Consider the following 14,247-nt stretch of genomic DNA (forward strand, 5'->3'; position numbering starts at 1 on the left):
CATGGACACGCAAATCCCTTCAGACGCTGCCATGGCAGCGTCTGGTACGCCGGTGCTGACCATCCGCAGATGGGTCGATATGGCACTGGAAGTCGCCTGCATCGGGCTGGTGCTTGCGGCGGTCACGGTGGCCTGCCTTCAGGTCATCATGCGCTACATTTTCAACGCGGCCCTGCCCTGGCCCGAGGAAGTCGCGACCTGGGTTTTCACCTGGGCGGTAATGCTGGGCATGGCACTGGCCACCGGGCGGGGCGCGCATATCGCGATCGATTTCGTGCCGCGCCTTTTGCCCGGACGCGCGCAGGCGGTTCTTTTGTTCCTGACCGCCTCGGTCATGGTGACAGCGAGTCTTGTGTTGCTGGTTCATGGGCTGGATTATGTGCAACGTGCCATTTCGGCATCGCCCGCACTGCAACTGCCGATGAAATACCTGTTCATGGCGGTGCCGGTCGGGGCGGCGTTCAATCTGTTCTTTCTGTTCTGGCCAGACGGTCGGCGCGGCTTTGTTCAGGGGGCGGGCATTCTGGTTTGCGGGTTTCTCTTCTATCTGGCGACACGCAACGGGGCAGGGCTGATCTATAGTGAGGCCAGTGGCCCGATGGTATTGGTGGGTGTGGGGCTTGTGGGCATCGTGCTGGGGGTGCCGGTCGCCTTTGCACTGGTGCTGGCTTCATTCACGGCGTTCGCTTCGGCCAATCCCATCCTTTTGGTGACGATCGCGCAGAACATGGGGGCTTCGCTCAATTCCTTTACCTTGCTGGCGATTCCCTTTTTCATCATGGCCGCGGCGGTGATGAATGCGGGCGGCATCACGCCGCGTCTGGTGGATCTTGCTATGATGATGGTCGGCCATCTGCGGGGCGGGCTGGCGCAGGCCAATGTGGTGACGAATACCATGCTGGCCGGGGTGTCGGGATCGTCCACCGCTGATGCGTCGACCATTGCCAAGCTGATGGTGCCCGAGATGGCGCGGCGCGGCTATGACCGCCCCTTTGCCGCCGCCCTGACGGCTGCGGGGTCTACACTTGCCAACCTGATCCCGCCCAGTCTGGGGTTGATCATCTATGCCGCCCTCGCCTCGGTCTCGGTCGGTGCGTTGTTTGTGGCGACGCTGGTGCCGGGATTGCTGATGGCGGCGGCCCTGATGCTGGTCGTCTGGATCATCTCGCGCCGTAGGGGCTATGGCGGTGATCTGCCCAAAGCCTCACGCGCTGAACGTCTGCGCGGACTGATGCTGGCGATTCCGGCGCTGATCCTGCCGGTGATCATCGTGGGCGGCGTGCGGTTCGGCGTGTTCACCGCGACCGAGGCCGGGGCCGTTGCCATGATCTATGCGCTGTTCTGCGGCACCTTTCTGTATCGCAAGCTGACCGGGCGCAATCTGATTGCCGCTGTGCGCGATGCGGTGCTGGACACAGTGGTGATCGTGATCATCATCGCGGCGGCATCGCCCTTTGCCTGGGTCCTGGCCTTTGAACGGGTGCCGCAACAGATTGCTGCTGGTCTGGCGGTGCTGGTAGAGCGGCCCTGGCTTCTGATGCTGGCGATCAACATTTTTCTGCTGATTGTCGGCCTGTTCATGGAGATGATCGCGGCGCTGGTCATCCTTGTGCCGATCCTTGTGCCGCTGGTGGTCATGGCCGGGTTTGACCCGATCACCTTTGGCCTGATCATCGTGATGAACCTTGTGATCGGCGCGTTGACACCACCGCTGGGTGTGCTGATTTTTACCACCGCACGGGCCGGCGGGGCAGATCAGGTGGCGACGTTCCGGGCGGTATTGCCCTTTCTGGTGGCGATGATCTGCGTGCTGATGCTGGTCTCTTTCGTACCCGCCCTGACCCAACTGCCCCTGCGTTGGCTGGGCCCCTGAGCCGGTTGCTCTGAAAGGAAAGCAGATGACAAGAACCCGTATCGCCATTGTCGGCCTTGGCATGGCCGTGACCCCCCATGCCAAGGGTCTGGTCGATCTGGCCGAACAGGTCGAGGTGCTGCATGCCTTTGCCCCCTCGCCGGGTCGGCGTGAAGATTTCGCGGCGCGCTTTCCGTTTCCGGTCTGTGACAGTCTGGAGACGATCCTGACCGACGACCGGGTTGAGGCGGTGGCCGTTTTCAGCCCGGCCAACACCCATGCCGAAATCGGGCTGGCCTGCGCGCGGGCGGGCAAGCATGTGCTGATGGAAAAGCCGCTGGACATCACCACTGCACGCTCCGAGGCGCTGGTGCAGGGCTGCCGCGCGGCGGGGGTGCGGCTGGGCGTCGTTCTGCAGCACCGTTTCCGCCCGGCCGGTATGCGCGCGGCCGAGATCCTGCGTGACGGTGCGCTGGGGCGGATCGTGGGCTGCTCGACGACAATCCGGCTGTGGCGGCCGCAGTCCTACTACGACGAACCGGGTCGGGGCAGCTTTGCGCGCGACGGTGGCGGGGCGCTGATGTCGCAAGGCATTCATACGCTGGACCTGATGCTGTCGCTTGCCGGTCCGGTTCAGCAGGTGACGGGCTTTGCAACCACCACCCCTGTTCACCGGATGGAGACAGAGGATATGGTCTGCGCCGCCGTCCGCTTTGCCACTGGCGCAATCGGCACCATCGACGCCACGACCGCCGCCTATCCGGGCTTTCACGAAGAGATCGTGATCACAGGGGAACACGGCACATTAGCCCTGCGCGGGGGCGAGATGCTGGCGCAGTTTCACGGCGGCGCGGTGGAAAAGGTTGAAAGCGACATTGCGGCGGGTGGCACCGGGGCCGATCCGATGGCCTTCCCTCACGATTTTCACCGCGCAGTGATGGCCGATTTCGTGGATGCCATCCACAATGACCGCGACCCGCGCGTGACCGGAGAAGAGGCGCTGCGCGTTCACCGATTGATCGACGCGCTGATCGAGACCGGGCAGACGGGTGCAATGGCAGAGGTGCGTGGCGTATGACGATCCGGTTTGCAGCGATTGGACTAGACCACCGCCATATCTATCACATGGTCGGCGAATGTCTGGCGGCAGGCGCGGTCTGCGCCGGATATTGCCCCGAAACCAGCGATCCCCGCGTGCTGGAGGGGTTCCGCGAACGCTTTCCCGACCTGCCGGTGCGGTCACGGGAGGCGCTGTTTGACGATCCGGACGTGCAGGTGATCCTGTGCGCTGCGATCCCGGTTGACCGGCCCGCCATCGCCATCCGCGCGATGCAGGCGGGCAAGGATGTCATGCTGGACAAACCGGGCGCAATCGCACTGGCGCAGGTTGATGCGCTGGAGCGTGTGGCTGCGGAAACCGGGCGCATCCTGTCGGTGTGCTTTTCGGAACGCTTTGTCGTGCGCGCCTGCGAGGTCGCGGCGAAACTGGTGGCCGATGGGGCGATCGGCCGTGTCATCCAGACCACCGGCCTTGGGCCGCACCGGCTGAACCGCGCGATCCGTCCCGAATGGTTTTTCCGGCCAGAGGCATTCGGGGGCATCCTGACCGATATCGCCAGCCATCAGATCGACCAGTTCCTGTTCTTTACTAGGGCCACGTCGGCGCAGATCATCGCGGCGCAGACCGCCAATCGCACCCTGCCCGAAGTGCCGGCGTTTCAGGATTATGGCGATGTTCTGCTCGACAGTGGTGCCGCGCGCGGCTTTATCCGTGTCGACTGGTTCACCGCTGATGGCCTGCCAACCTGGGGTGACGGGCGGCTGTTCCTGACCGGAACCGCAGGCAGCATAGAGTTGCGCAAATATATCGACGTGGCAGGTCGTCCCGGCACCGACCATCTGTTCCTGACCGACCACAAGGGAACCCGGCATATTGACGCAAGTGCCGAACCTCTGACCTATTTCACGCGCTTTCTGGCAGATGTCCGCGACCGCAGCGCCACGGCCATGCCGCCGGGCCATGCCTTGATGGTCACGCGGCTGGCAATTCAGGCGCAGCAGATCGCCGATGGCAATGCGCCCCGGCGCGCGTAGCAGAAAGGCCGCAAAATTCCGAAGGGGGAACTCAGCGGCGCAGCACGATCAGACCTGAAGCGACGATAAGCGCCGCCCCGATCAGCATTGCGGGCGCTGGTACGTCACCAAAGATCAGAAATCCGAAAGCAGCACCCCAGACCAGCAGGGAATACTGCAACGGGGCGACGACAGAGGCATCGGCCAGCTTCAGCGCGCGGGTCACCAGCATATGCGCCGCTGTTGCCACCACCCCCAGCAGAAACAGCAGCGCCAGATCACCACCCGAACGCAGGGGTTGCCAGTCAAACGGCGCAAACACCAGCCCGGCGATGCCCGCCGCCGCCAGCTGAAACAATACCAGATCACGATCCGCCGTTTCGCGCAGCGATCGGCCCAGAACCATGATGGCGGCAAAGGCGGCGGTGCCCAGCAATGCAAAGAACGCCCCCGGACCCGACACTTGCAGCGACGGCGCAAGCAGGATCAGCACACCGACAAATCCGACGGCCACGGCCATCCACGTGCGTTTGCCAACGCGTTCGCCCAACAGAAACGGCGAGATTGCCACAACGTAGATCGGCGCGGCCATCCAGAACGCCATCACATCGGCGAGGGGCATGTAGTAGACGGCGGCGTAAAAGCAGAACACCTCGGCGGTAGCGCACACAGCCCGCAGCGCCTGCAGACCGGGGCGCGGGGCAAAGCGGATACGCTCCACCACACGGCCGCCGCGCAGGATAAGCGGGGCCATGATCAGCAAGGCCGCGAAAGACCGCAGCAAAATCACCTGTGCCACGCCGTAATCGGCCACCAGCCATTTGCCGATGGCATCATTGCCGGCAAAGGTCGCCATTCCCAGCAGCATCAGAAGTGCGCCGGCCATATTGCCCGTCAGTCCGGATTTCATTGCAACGCCCCGTGGTCATGCAGGCACCCGGAGGCATATCGGCCTCCGGGTGCCCGGTTCGTGAAAACAGCGGTGCCGCTTATTCGGCGCGCAGCTCGGTCAGGATCTGCTGCACCTGATCCACAACATCTGCCCCGATGGTCGCCTTGTGCTTGTCATAGACGACCTGCGATTTCTCCAGCATCGCCGCCTGATCTTCCGGCGAGATGGTGTTGAACTTCAACCCGGCCTCTTCCATCTTGGCCAGCGATTCCAGGTTCAGCTCCTGAATCGCTGCGCGTTCGACATCGCGCCCGACAGTGGCGCAATCACGCAGGGCCTGTTGTTCTTCGGGCGAATAGGTGTTGAAGATCGCCTTTGAGAACAGGAACAGGAACGGCGTATAGGCGTGCCGGGTTTCGCTGATATAGGACTGCACCTCGTAGAACTTCGAGGTGTCGATGGTCACATAAGGGTTTTCCTGTGCGTCAATCGCCTTGGTTTCCAGCGCCGAGAACACCTCGCCGAAGGCCATTGGCGTGGCATTGGCCCCGAAGTTCGAGAACGTGTCGAGGAAGATGTTGTTCTGCATCACCCGCACCTTCATGCCCTCGAAATCTTCCCATGTTTCAATGGGCCGCTGCGAGTTGGACATGTTGCGGAAGCCGTTTTCCCAATAGCCCAGATTGACCAGCCCGATGGCATCCAGCTTTTGGTTCAGGTTTTCCCCGAACGGGCCGTCCATCACGGCATAGGCTTCTTCCGGGCTGCGGAACAGGAACGGCAGGTCAAACACGCCAAGCGCTGGTTCCATGCCGACCAGCGGCGAGGAGGAGGTGACAACCGCCTCTTGCAGCCCGCTGCGCACCGCTTGCGTGGCCTGCAGGTCACCGCCAAGCGCGCCGCCCCAGAAGCCCTGCATCTTCATCATGCCGCCGGATTTTTCATCGAGACAGGCCTGCATGGCCTGCATGCCGACCGCGACCGGATGATCCTCGTTGATGCCGTTCGACACACGGAATGACCGCTCTGTAAACTGCGCAAAGGCCGGGCTGGCCGCCGCGACGATGGTTGTCAGGAACAGTGCCGTTTTCAGTGCAGAATGTTTCATAGTTTCCCTCCCAGGAATGTGTCGTCAATAAAACCATCTTGCTGGTACGATCACGATGTTGGGGAATGCCACCAGCAACAGGATCACCAGAATTTGGGCGATGAGGAACGGCCATACCCCCCGGATGACCTTGCCTAGGGGCACGCGGCCGACGCCGCTGACCACGTTCAGCACCACACCCACCGGCGGCGTCAGCAGCCCGATGCAGCAGTTCATGATGAACATGACCCCGAAATAGACCGGGTCGATCCCGGCCTTGGCGACGATCGGCATCAGCACCGGCGTCAGGATCAGAATTGTCGGCGTCAGATCCAGCGCAGTGCCCACCACAAGGATCAGCAGCATGATGACCAGCATCAACACACGGGGGCTTTCGATCAGCGGCTCGATATAGCCGATGATTTCATTGGGAATATTGGCCGCCGTGATCAGCCAGGCCGAGACCAGTGCGGCACAGACCAGAAACATGATGGCCGCCGTTGTCCGCCCCGCCGCGATCAGCACGCCGGGCAGATCCCGGATTTTCAGCTCGCGGTAGATCACCATGCCGACAAACAGCGCGTAAAAGGCGGCGATGACAGCCGCTTCGGTCGGGGTGACCACGCCCATCTTGATGCCGCCCAGAATGATCACCGGCATGCCAAGCGCCCAGGCCGCCCGGCCGGATGCCCGGCCCCGTTCGGCCCATCCGACCCTTGGCAAAGTCTCTACATTGTCGTTCCGCGCCACAATCAGCCAGGTCACGACAAGGGCCACCCCCATCAGCATGCCCGGCACGATGCCCGCCATGAACAGCTGTGAAATCGACACGTTGGCAGCCACGCCAAAGATGATGAACGCCATTGACGGCGGGATCACCGGGGCGATCACACCGCCCGCCGCGATCAACCCGGCGGAACGCGGCACGTTGTAGCCCGCCTTGGCCATCATCGGGATCAGGATGGCGGCCAGTGCCGCCGTATCGGCCGCCGCCGAGCCGGAGATCGACGCCATGATGACCGCTGCAATGATCGCAACCAGACCAAGCCCGCCGCGGATATGGCCGACGCAGGTGATGGCAAATTCGATGATCCGCTTTGACAAGCCGCCGGCATTCATCAACTCGCCCGCCAGAATAAAGAACGGGATAGCCAGCAGAGTAAACGTGTCGGCGCCGATCAGCATGTTCTGCGCGATGATCTGGGTGTTGAACATGCCCATGAACGACATGAGGATCACGCCGCAGAAAATCAGCGCAAAGGCCACCGGCACACCAATCGCCATGGCCGACAGCAGCGAGATGATGAAGACCAGAAGCGTCATTCCGCGCGCTCCCCCGCCTTGACCGGTTTGCTTTCCGCGGTGCCGTACAGATCTTCCATTTCACCGCCAAAGCCGCGGATCTCTGCCTCGGTAATGCGACCCGTCACCAGACGATACAGACGCTCCAGCGTGATCACGATGATGCCTGCCCCGGTGAACAAGCCGATGCCATAGACCCACGCCATCGACAGACCCGAAACCGGTGCGCTCATCGACGCATTGATGGGCAGCTGTTTCCAGGTGCCATGGGTCAGCACAATGGCGCAGCCGAGGATAAGCACATCCGACATGCCCATCAGCACCAACCGCCCGCGATGCCCGAACTGCGCGACAACGGTTTCCATCCCCATGTGCTGACGATGGTGGTACACCACGACCGCCCCGATAAAGGTCAGCCAGACAAAGGCAAAGCGCGACAGCTCATCGGACAGGGGCAGGCCCGAATTCATGGTGTAGCGCATGACGACATTCACAAACACCATCAGCGCCATGGCTGACAAGAGCAGCGCAAGCAGGATGTCCAGGAACCGGAAAAAGAACCGCGACACCCGTGTCATGGTCACAGCCTGTCGCCCAGACCGCGTGCGATCAGGTTTTGCATCAGCGCGCGGGTGCCAAAGGTCCATTCCGGGCAACGGTCGGTCCGGTCCACCCAGTTGACCAGTCGGCCAAGGCGGGGCGAGGCGATTTCCACCCGGTCCCCGACTTCGTGAGTAAAGCCCTGACCTGCGCCACGACGATCCTTCACCGGGGCAAACATGGTGCCCAGAAACAGCACCGCCCCGTCAGGATACTGATGCGAGCGGTTCAAGAGCTGGCCTGCCAGATCGGTCGGGGTGCGGCTGATCGCGCCCATCAGGCTTTCGCCGGTCATCACGAAACCGTCTTCGCCCTCGACATGCAGGGAAACCGTACTCTGATCCAGATCGCCTTGGGTAAACCCCGCGTCAAACAGCCGGATGAACGGGCCGATGGCGCAGGAGGCGTTGTTATCCTTGGCCTTGCCCAGCAGCAGGGCCGAGCGCCCCTCCACGTCTCGCAGGTTTACGTCATTGCCCAGAGTGGCCCCCAGAATGGTGCCGTCTGAGCGGATGACCAGCACAACCTCTGGCTCCGGGTTGTTCCATTCCGACATCGGATGAATGCCGACCAGATCGCCGCAGCCCATCGACGACATCGGCTGCGCCTTGGTGAAAATCTCGGCGTCGGGGCCGATGCCGACCTCAAGATATTGCGACCACAGGCCCATCTCTTGCAGCAGGGCCTTGACCTGCCGCGATTTTTTGGACCCGGCCTGAACGCCGCGCAGGCTGTCGCCGATGACCGGAGCAAGCCGTGCCCGGACCTCGGATGCACGGGCAGAATCGCCGCGCGCCTGTTCTTCGATCACACGTTCCAGCATGCTGTCGGCAAAGGTGACACCGGCCGCCTTGATCGCCTGCAGATCGACGGGCGCCAGAAGATGGCCTGCGTCGCCGTTCAGAAACCCGTCCAGCGGTCCCAGATCTGTCAGGCCTGGCGCGGCGAGGGCGCCATGCAGATCGCTGCGCTCCAGCAGGCCCGACATGGTGGCCGAAACGCTGGTCAGGTCGAACACATGCCCATCCCGCAGCACAACGGGGCAAGGCCCGCCTTGCTGATCAGACCAGACCCGGCCCACAAGTGTCGCGCTTGCAGCATCCTCGGGCAGCAGCCCGGAAGCCGCCAAAGCTTGCCGTGAAGTCAAATTCCGTCTCCCCGCTTACGTCAGCGCCTCCTGCACTGAACGGCCTGATGATGTCAGACAACATGATAAGCAAACTCTACTTGAGACAGCTCGCGCCTGTCTACCGAATCTTTTCAGACGGCAGTCAGCGGCAATCAGAGGTAGAATTCTAGCCGCAATGCAATGCGCTCTGCTGATCCGACCATATGCGCGCGCATCGCGGAACGCGCGCGCACCGGATCGCGCGCCGCAATGGCATCGCGCAATTCGGTATGCTCGCGGTTCACGATGACCACGATCTCGTCAAGACGGGTGCGCTCGCGCGATTCGACAATGGTTTGCAGAATGCGATCTGAAACCGCGCCCAGAAACTGCACAAAGTAATCGTTGCCCGTCGCTGCGGCGATCGTCCGATGAAAATCAAGATCTGCCACGATGCCATCGTCCCCCCCGGGGACACTCATCCGCTGCAAAGCCTCATCCAGCTGCCGCAAATGCTCGGCCCGGTGATAGGTTGCTGCCAGTCCCGCCGCTTCGATTTCCAGCGGTACCCGCAGTTGAAACAGGTCGCGAAACCCGTGTGTGTCCATCTGGCGGCGATCATCAAGCCGGATGTGGCGGGTCGGCCGGTCAATCACAAACGCGCCAACGCCCTGGCGTGTCTCGATCATGCCTTCGTTGCGCAACTGCGCGATGGCCTCGCGGATAACGGTGCGGCTGACGCCGAAATTCTTCGACATCGCGTTTTCGGTGGGCAGCTTGTCGCCCGGCTTCAGGTCACCCTCCTGGATCTGCCGCGCAAATTGGGCTGCAATCCGGGCAGGCAGATGTTCGGTACGGCTGATCTGGGTGAGTGCGCCGGTCATGGTGAGCTTTCTCTCCGCTTGTAGTTTTCAGGTTATCAGACAATCATGCGAACTCAAGAGGGTGGATCGCCCCCCATGGGAGGACTGACAATGCATATCCTGATCACCGGCGCTTCCGGCATGCTGGGCCGCAAGGTTATCGGCCGGCTTATGCGCGACGGTCTTGCCGGGCGCGCGGTTTCCGCGCTCACACTGGTTGATGTTGTCGTGCCAGAGGCTCCTGTCGGGTTCACCGGCCAGCTTGACGCCTTCAGCGCTGATTTGTCGGCATCTGGCATCGCGCAGCGACTGATCGACGGCAGGCCAGACGTGATCTTTCATCTGGCCGCCATCGTCTCGGGTGAGGCGGAGGCGGATTTTGACAAGGGATACCGCATCAACCTGGACAGCACGCGCGATCTGTTCGACGCCCTCCGCCTCGCGCATGGTGGCGACGGCTATCATCCGCGTGTGGTTTTTGCCTCTTCCATCGCGGTGATGGGCGCACCCCTGCCGTTCCCCATTCCTGATACGTTCCACACCACCCCGCTGACCAGTTACGGCACGCAAAAGGCGATCTGTGAGCTGTTGCTGGCCGATTATTCCCGGCGGGGTTTCTTTGATGGCATCGGCATCCGCCTGCCCACGATCTGCATCCGCCCCGGCACCCCGAACAAGGCGGCGTCAGGCTTTTTCTCGAATATCTTGCGCGAGCCGCTGGTGGGCAAGCCCGCCATCCTGCCGGTACCCGACAGCATCCGGCACTGGCACACCTCACCACGGTCTGCGGTGGGGTTCATGATCCACGCCGCAACGATGGATCTGACCGCCGTAGGCCCGCAGCGCAACCTGTCGATGCCGGGTCTTAGCGCGACGGTGGGCGAGCAGATCGAGGCGTTGCGACGGGTTGCCGGCGAAAGCGCCGTGGCGCTGATCCACCGCGAACCCGATGCCACTATCACCCGGATGTGCGAAGGCTGGGCCCCGGGGTTTGAGGCCGCGCGCGCCCGTGCTTTGGGCTTTACCGCCGAAGACAGCTTTGACCAGATCATCCGCGCCCATATCGAAGACGAGCTGGAAGCCTCGCGCTGACGCCCATCCGATGCCCGCCCATGAACCCAAGGACATGACATGACCGACCAGTCGCCCCGCCGTCTGCGTTCTCAGGACTGGTTCGACAACCCTGATCATGCCGACATGACCGCGCTGTATCTGGAGCGGTTCATGAACTATGGCACAACGCCGGAAGAGCTGCGGTCGGGGCGGCCCATCATCGGCATCGCGCAATCGGGCAGCGATCTGAACCCGTGCAACCGGCATCATCTGGATCTGGCAAAGCGGGTGCGTGACGGCATCCGCGATGCGGGGGGCATCGCTATCGAGTTCCCGTCGCATCCGCTGTTTGAAAACTGCAAGCGCCCCACCGCTGCGCTGGACCGCAATCTGGCTTATCTGGGGCTGGTTGAACTGCTGTACGGCTATCCGTTTGACGGCGTTGTGCTGACCACTGGCTGCGACAAGACCACGCCTTCGGCCATCATGGCCGCCGCGACAGTCGATCTGCCCGCGATTGTGCTGTCGGGCGGGCCGATGCTGGATGGCTGGCATGAGGGGCGTCTGGTCGGGTCCGGCACCGTGATTTGGCAATCGCGCCGCAAGTTTGCGGCGGGCGAGATCACGCGGGATGAATTCCTGCAGTCGGCACTCGATTCCGCGCCGTCAATCGGGCATTGCAACACGATGGGCACGGCTTCAACCATGAACGCCATTGCCGAAGCACTGGGCATGTCGCTGACCGGTTGCGCGGCCATTCCGGCGGCGTACCGGGAGCGGGGGCAGATCGCCTATCGCACAGGCTTGCGCGCGGTTGAGCTGGTGCGCGAAGATCTGCGGCCGTCGCAGATCCTGACACGCGCGGCGTTTCTGAACGCGATCCGGGTCAATTCGGCCATTGGCGGATCGACCAATGCGCAGCCGCATCTGATGGCAATGGCGCGCCATGCCGGCGTTGAGCTGCACCCGGAGGATTGGCAGACCCATGGCTACGACGTGCCGCTCTTGGCCAATGTGCAACCCGCCGGGGCTTATCTGGGCGAACGGTTCCACCGCGCGGGCGGTGTGCCTGCGGTGATGTGGGAACTGCTGCAGGCCGGGGTGCTGGATGGCAGCTGCCCTACAGTGACCGGGAAAACCATGGCGGAGAACCTGACGGGGCGCGAGGCGACTGACCGTGAGGTGATCCGGCGCTATGAAACGCCGATGATGCAGCGCGCAGGCTTTCTGGTACTGCGCGGCAACCTGTTTGACTTCGCCATCATGAAAACCAGTGTCATCTCTGACGAGTTCCGTGCGCGCTATCTGTCTGAACCGGGGCGCGAAGGGGTGTTTGAGGGCACGGCCTTTGTCTTTGACGGCTCAACCGACTATCACGCCCGCATCAACGACCCGGCGCTTGAGATTGACGAACGCTCGATTCTGGTGATCCGGGGGGCCGGGCCGCTTGGCTGGCCCGGCTCTGCCGAAGTGGTGAACATGCAGCCGCCGGATCGCCTGATCCAGCGCGGTATAACCAGCCTGCCCACCATCGGCGACGGGCGGCAATCGGGGACCGCCGACAGCCCGTCGATCCTGAACGCCTCACCGGAAAGCGCGGCGGGGGGCGGGTTGGCATGGCTGCGCACCGGCGACAGGATCAGGATTGATCTGAACGCCGGGCGCTGTGACATGCTGGTGGACGAAGCTGAAATTGCCACCCGCAAACAAGATGGCCTGCCGCCAGTGCCCGCATCGGCGACGCCGTGGCAAAAGATGTACCGCGCCACCGTCACCCAGCTGGTTGATGGCGCGACCATTGAAGGGGCCGACAAATTCGTGCGGATCAGCAATACCCTGCCAAGGCACAATCACTAACCGGGTGTCGGGCGGCTGCGGTCAGGCCGTTGGCGTAGCGTGGTGCGAAGGTGGTAGGGGACAGCCGCTCCGACGGACCGGTCGCAAGACGACATCTTGTCGGAACGCCCTTTTTCTTCCCGGGCCCGTCATCTAAGGTCACGACGGACGTTCTGCTCACGTATCCCCTTTGGGGAAGGATTACCGGAGGATCCGCCGATGTCCCGCAGCAACACCGATCATCATGTTGTCGTCATCGGCGCGGGGTTCGGCGGATTGCAGGTTGTCCGGGGGCTGAAAGGCAGCGGCACCCGCATCACGCTGATTGACCAGCGCAATCATCACCTGTTCCAGCCGTTGCTCTATCAGGTTGCGACGACGATCCTTGCCACATCCGAGATCGCATGGCCGATCCGTAGCCTGTTTCGCGACCGCCCGGATGTGACGACCTTGCTCGCCCGCGTCGATGGCGTGGATCCTGCTGCGCGGTTGGTGCGGCTGGGCGACGGTAGCACGGTAAGTTATGATGCACTGGTGATCGCAACCGGCGCGCGGCATGCCTATTTCGGGCATGACGCGTGGGAAATGGTCGCGCCGGGCCTGAAGACGCTTGAAGATGCCACCACCATCCGACGCCGCCTGTTGCTCGCCTTTGAGCGGGCCGAGTGCGAACCCGATCCCGACGCCCGCCGCGCCCTGCTGACCTTCGGCGTGATCGGCGCCGGTCCCACAGGCGTGGAACTGGCGGGGATCATTGCCGAACTTGCAAAACGCACGCTCTGGCCAGAGTTTCGCAACATTGACACCCGCGAGGCCCGCGTCCTGCTGATCGAAGCCGGGCCGCGGGTGCTGGCGGCGTTTCCCGAGGAGCTTTCGACCTATGCAGCGCGGGCGCTGGAACAGCGCGGGGTGGAGCTGTTGCTTGGCACGCCGGTCTCGGACTGCGCGCCCGACGGCCTGACGATTGGTGAGACGTTCATTCCCTGCCGCACCGCTGTCTGGGCGGCGGGGGTGGCAGCCTCGCCGGCCAGCACCTGGCTGGGCGTCGAGGGCGACCGGGCTGGCCGTGTTCCGGTCGGGCCGGACCTTTCGGTGCCGGGACATCCGGACATCTTCGTGATCGGTGATACGGCGAGCGTAAAGGCAGCGGACGGCTCCCCGGTCCCCGGCATCGCCCCGGCGGCCAAGCAGCAGGGCACATATGTGGCGCAAACCATCCGCGACCGCAGCCTTGGCAAGCCGCCGTCGGGGCCGTTCCGCTATCGCCATCAGGGCAATCTGGCGACGATTGGCAAGAATGCCGCCGTTGTGCACATGGGCCGGTTAAAACTGCGTGGCAGATTGGCGTGGTGGGTCTGGGGCGTGGCCCATATCTTCTTCCTGATCGGAACCAGATCGCGCACGGCTGTGGCCTGGAGCTGGCTCTGGACCTATCTGACGGGCCAGCACAGCGCCCGGCTGATCACCCAAGGAACGGTTGGGCCAACCGAGAGCGACAAAAAGGCCCGGCGCCCTGCGGATCGGGCCACCGAAGGCACCCACTCAACTGGGCAGCGCATCGAACGGTAGCAGCCACCGCCC

General features: G+C 63.1%; 12 protein-coding genes. 6 read left to right on the top strand and 6 right to left on the bottom strand.

Annotated elements, in window-relative coordinates; translation table 11 throughout:
* The first annotated feature begins 1 nt into the window (after nt 1).
* Genes J2X53_RS06740 through J2X53_RS06750 form a run of 3 tightly spaced genes read left to right on the top strand, consistent with a single transcriptional unit; the run spans nt 2 to nt 3,946 of the window.
* Nucleotides 2-1,873 (top strand): TRAP transporter large permease subunit, encoded by a 1,872-nt coding sequence (locus tag J2X53_RS06740; protein ID WP_349036706.1) that lies wholly within the window; start codon nt 2-4, stop codon nt 1,871-1,873.
* A 25-nt stretch (nt 1,874-1,898) separates the two neighbouring features.
* Nucleotides 1,899-2,930 (top strand): Gfo/Idh/MocA family oxidoreductase, encoded by a 1,032-nt coding sequence (locus tag J2X53_RS06745; protein ID WP_349036707.1) that lies wholly within the window; start codon nt 1,899-1,901, stop codon nt 2,928-2,930.
* Nucleotides 2,927-3,946, top strand: coding sequence for a Gfo/Idh/MocA family oxidoreductase (locus tag J2X53_RS06750; RefSeq protein ID WP_349036708.1), 1,020 nt, complete (start codon nt 2,927-2,929; stop codon nt 3,944-3,946). Before J2X53_RS06745 ends, J2X53_RS06750 begins: the two co-directional genes overlap by 4 nt.
* 31 nt (nt 3,947-3,977) lie before the next feature.
* Here J2X53_RS06750 and J2X53_RS06755 read toward each other — a convergent pair whose 3' ends face one another.
* The 6 genes from J2X53_RS06755 to J2X53_RS06780 form a co-directional block, all read right to left on the bottom strand.
* Nucleotides 3,978-4,811 (bottom strand): DMT family transporter, encoded by an 834-nt coding sequence (locus tag J2X53_RS06755; RefSeq protein WP_349036709.1) that lies wholly within the window; start codon nt 4,809-4,811, stop codon nt 3,978-3,980.
* 103 nt (nt 4,812-4,914) lie between these two features.
* Nucleotides 4,915-5,925 (bottom strand): TRAP transporter substrate-binding protein, encoded by a 1,011-nt coding sequence (locus J2X53_RS06760; protein ID WP_349036710.1) that lies wholly within the window; start codon nt 5,923-5,925, stop codon nt 4,915-4,917.
* A gap of 24 nt (nt 5,926-5,949) precedes the next feature.
* A complete protein-coding gene (locus J2X53_RS06765; protein ID WP_349036711.1) occupies nt 5,950-7,227 on the bottom strand; it encodes a TRAP transporter large permease subunit in 1,278 nt (425 codons plus the stop codon).
* Complete coding sequence (locus tag J2X53_RS06770) at nt 7,224-7,784, bottom strand: TRAP transporter small permease (protein ID WP_349036712.1); 561 nt, start codon at nt 7,782-7,784, stop codon at nt 7,224-7,226. Before J2X53_RS06770 ends, J2X53_RS06765 begins: the two co-directional genes overlap by 4 nt.
* A 2-nt stretch (nt 7,785-7,786) precedes the next feature.
* On the bottom strand, nt 7,787-8,935 hold the full coding sequence (locus J2X53_RS06775; protein ID WP_349036713.1) for a fumarylacetoacetate hydrolase family protein: 1,149 nt from the start codon (nt 8,933-8,935) through the stop codon (nt 7,787-7,789).
* A 152-nt stretch (nt 8,936-9,087) separates the two neighbouring features.
* Nucleotides 9,088-9,798, bottom strand: a complete 711-nt coding sequence (locus J2X53_RS06780) for a FadR/GntR family transcriptional regulator (protein ID WP_349036714.1) — start codon at nt 9,796-9,798, stop codon at nt 9,088-9,090.
* 75 nt (nt 9,799-9,873) lie between these two features.
* Between J2X53_RS06780 and denD the strand changes: the two genes are divergently transcribed.
* The 3 genes from denD to J2X53_RS06795 all read left to right on the top strand — a co-directional run bounded on the left by denD (nt 9,874) and on the right by J2X53_RS06795 (nt 14,235).
* On the top strand, nt 9,874-10,869 hold the full coding sequence (denD, locus tag J2X53_RS06785; RefSeq protein WP_349036715.1) for a D-erythronate dehydrogenase: 996 nt from the start codon (nt 9,874-9,876) through the stop codon (nt 10,867-10,869).
* 39 nt (nt 10,870-10,908) lie between these two features.
* Nucleotides 10,909-12,687: an IlvD/Edd family dehydratase gene (locus J2X53_RS06790; RefSeq protein ID WP_349036716.1), complete on the top strand. Its 1,779-nt coding sequence runs from the start codon at nt 10,909-10,911 to the stop codon at nt 12,685-12,687.
* Between the two features lie 198 nt (nt 12,688-12,885).
* Complete coding sequence (locus J2X53_RS06795) at nt 12,886-14,235, top strand: NAD(P)/FAD-dependent oxidoreductase (protein ID WP_349036717.1); 1,350 nt, start codon at nt 12,886-12,888, stop codon at nt 14,233-14,235.
* The last annotated feature ends 12 nt before the right edge of the window (nt 14,236-14,247 follow it).

It is taken from the genome of Pseudotabrizicola sp. 4114 (assembly GCF_031457365.1).
In the GTDB taxonomy this organism is placed as follows: Bacteria; Pseudomonadota; Alphaproteobacteria; order Rhodobacterales; family Rhodobacteraceae; genus Pseudotabrizicola.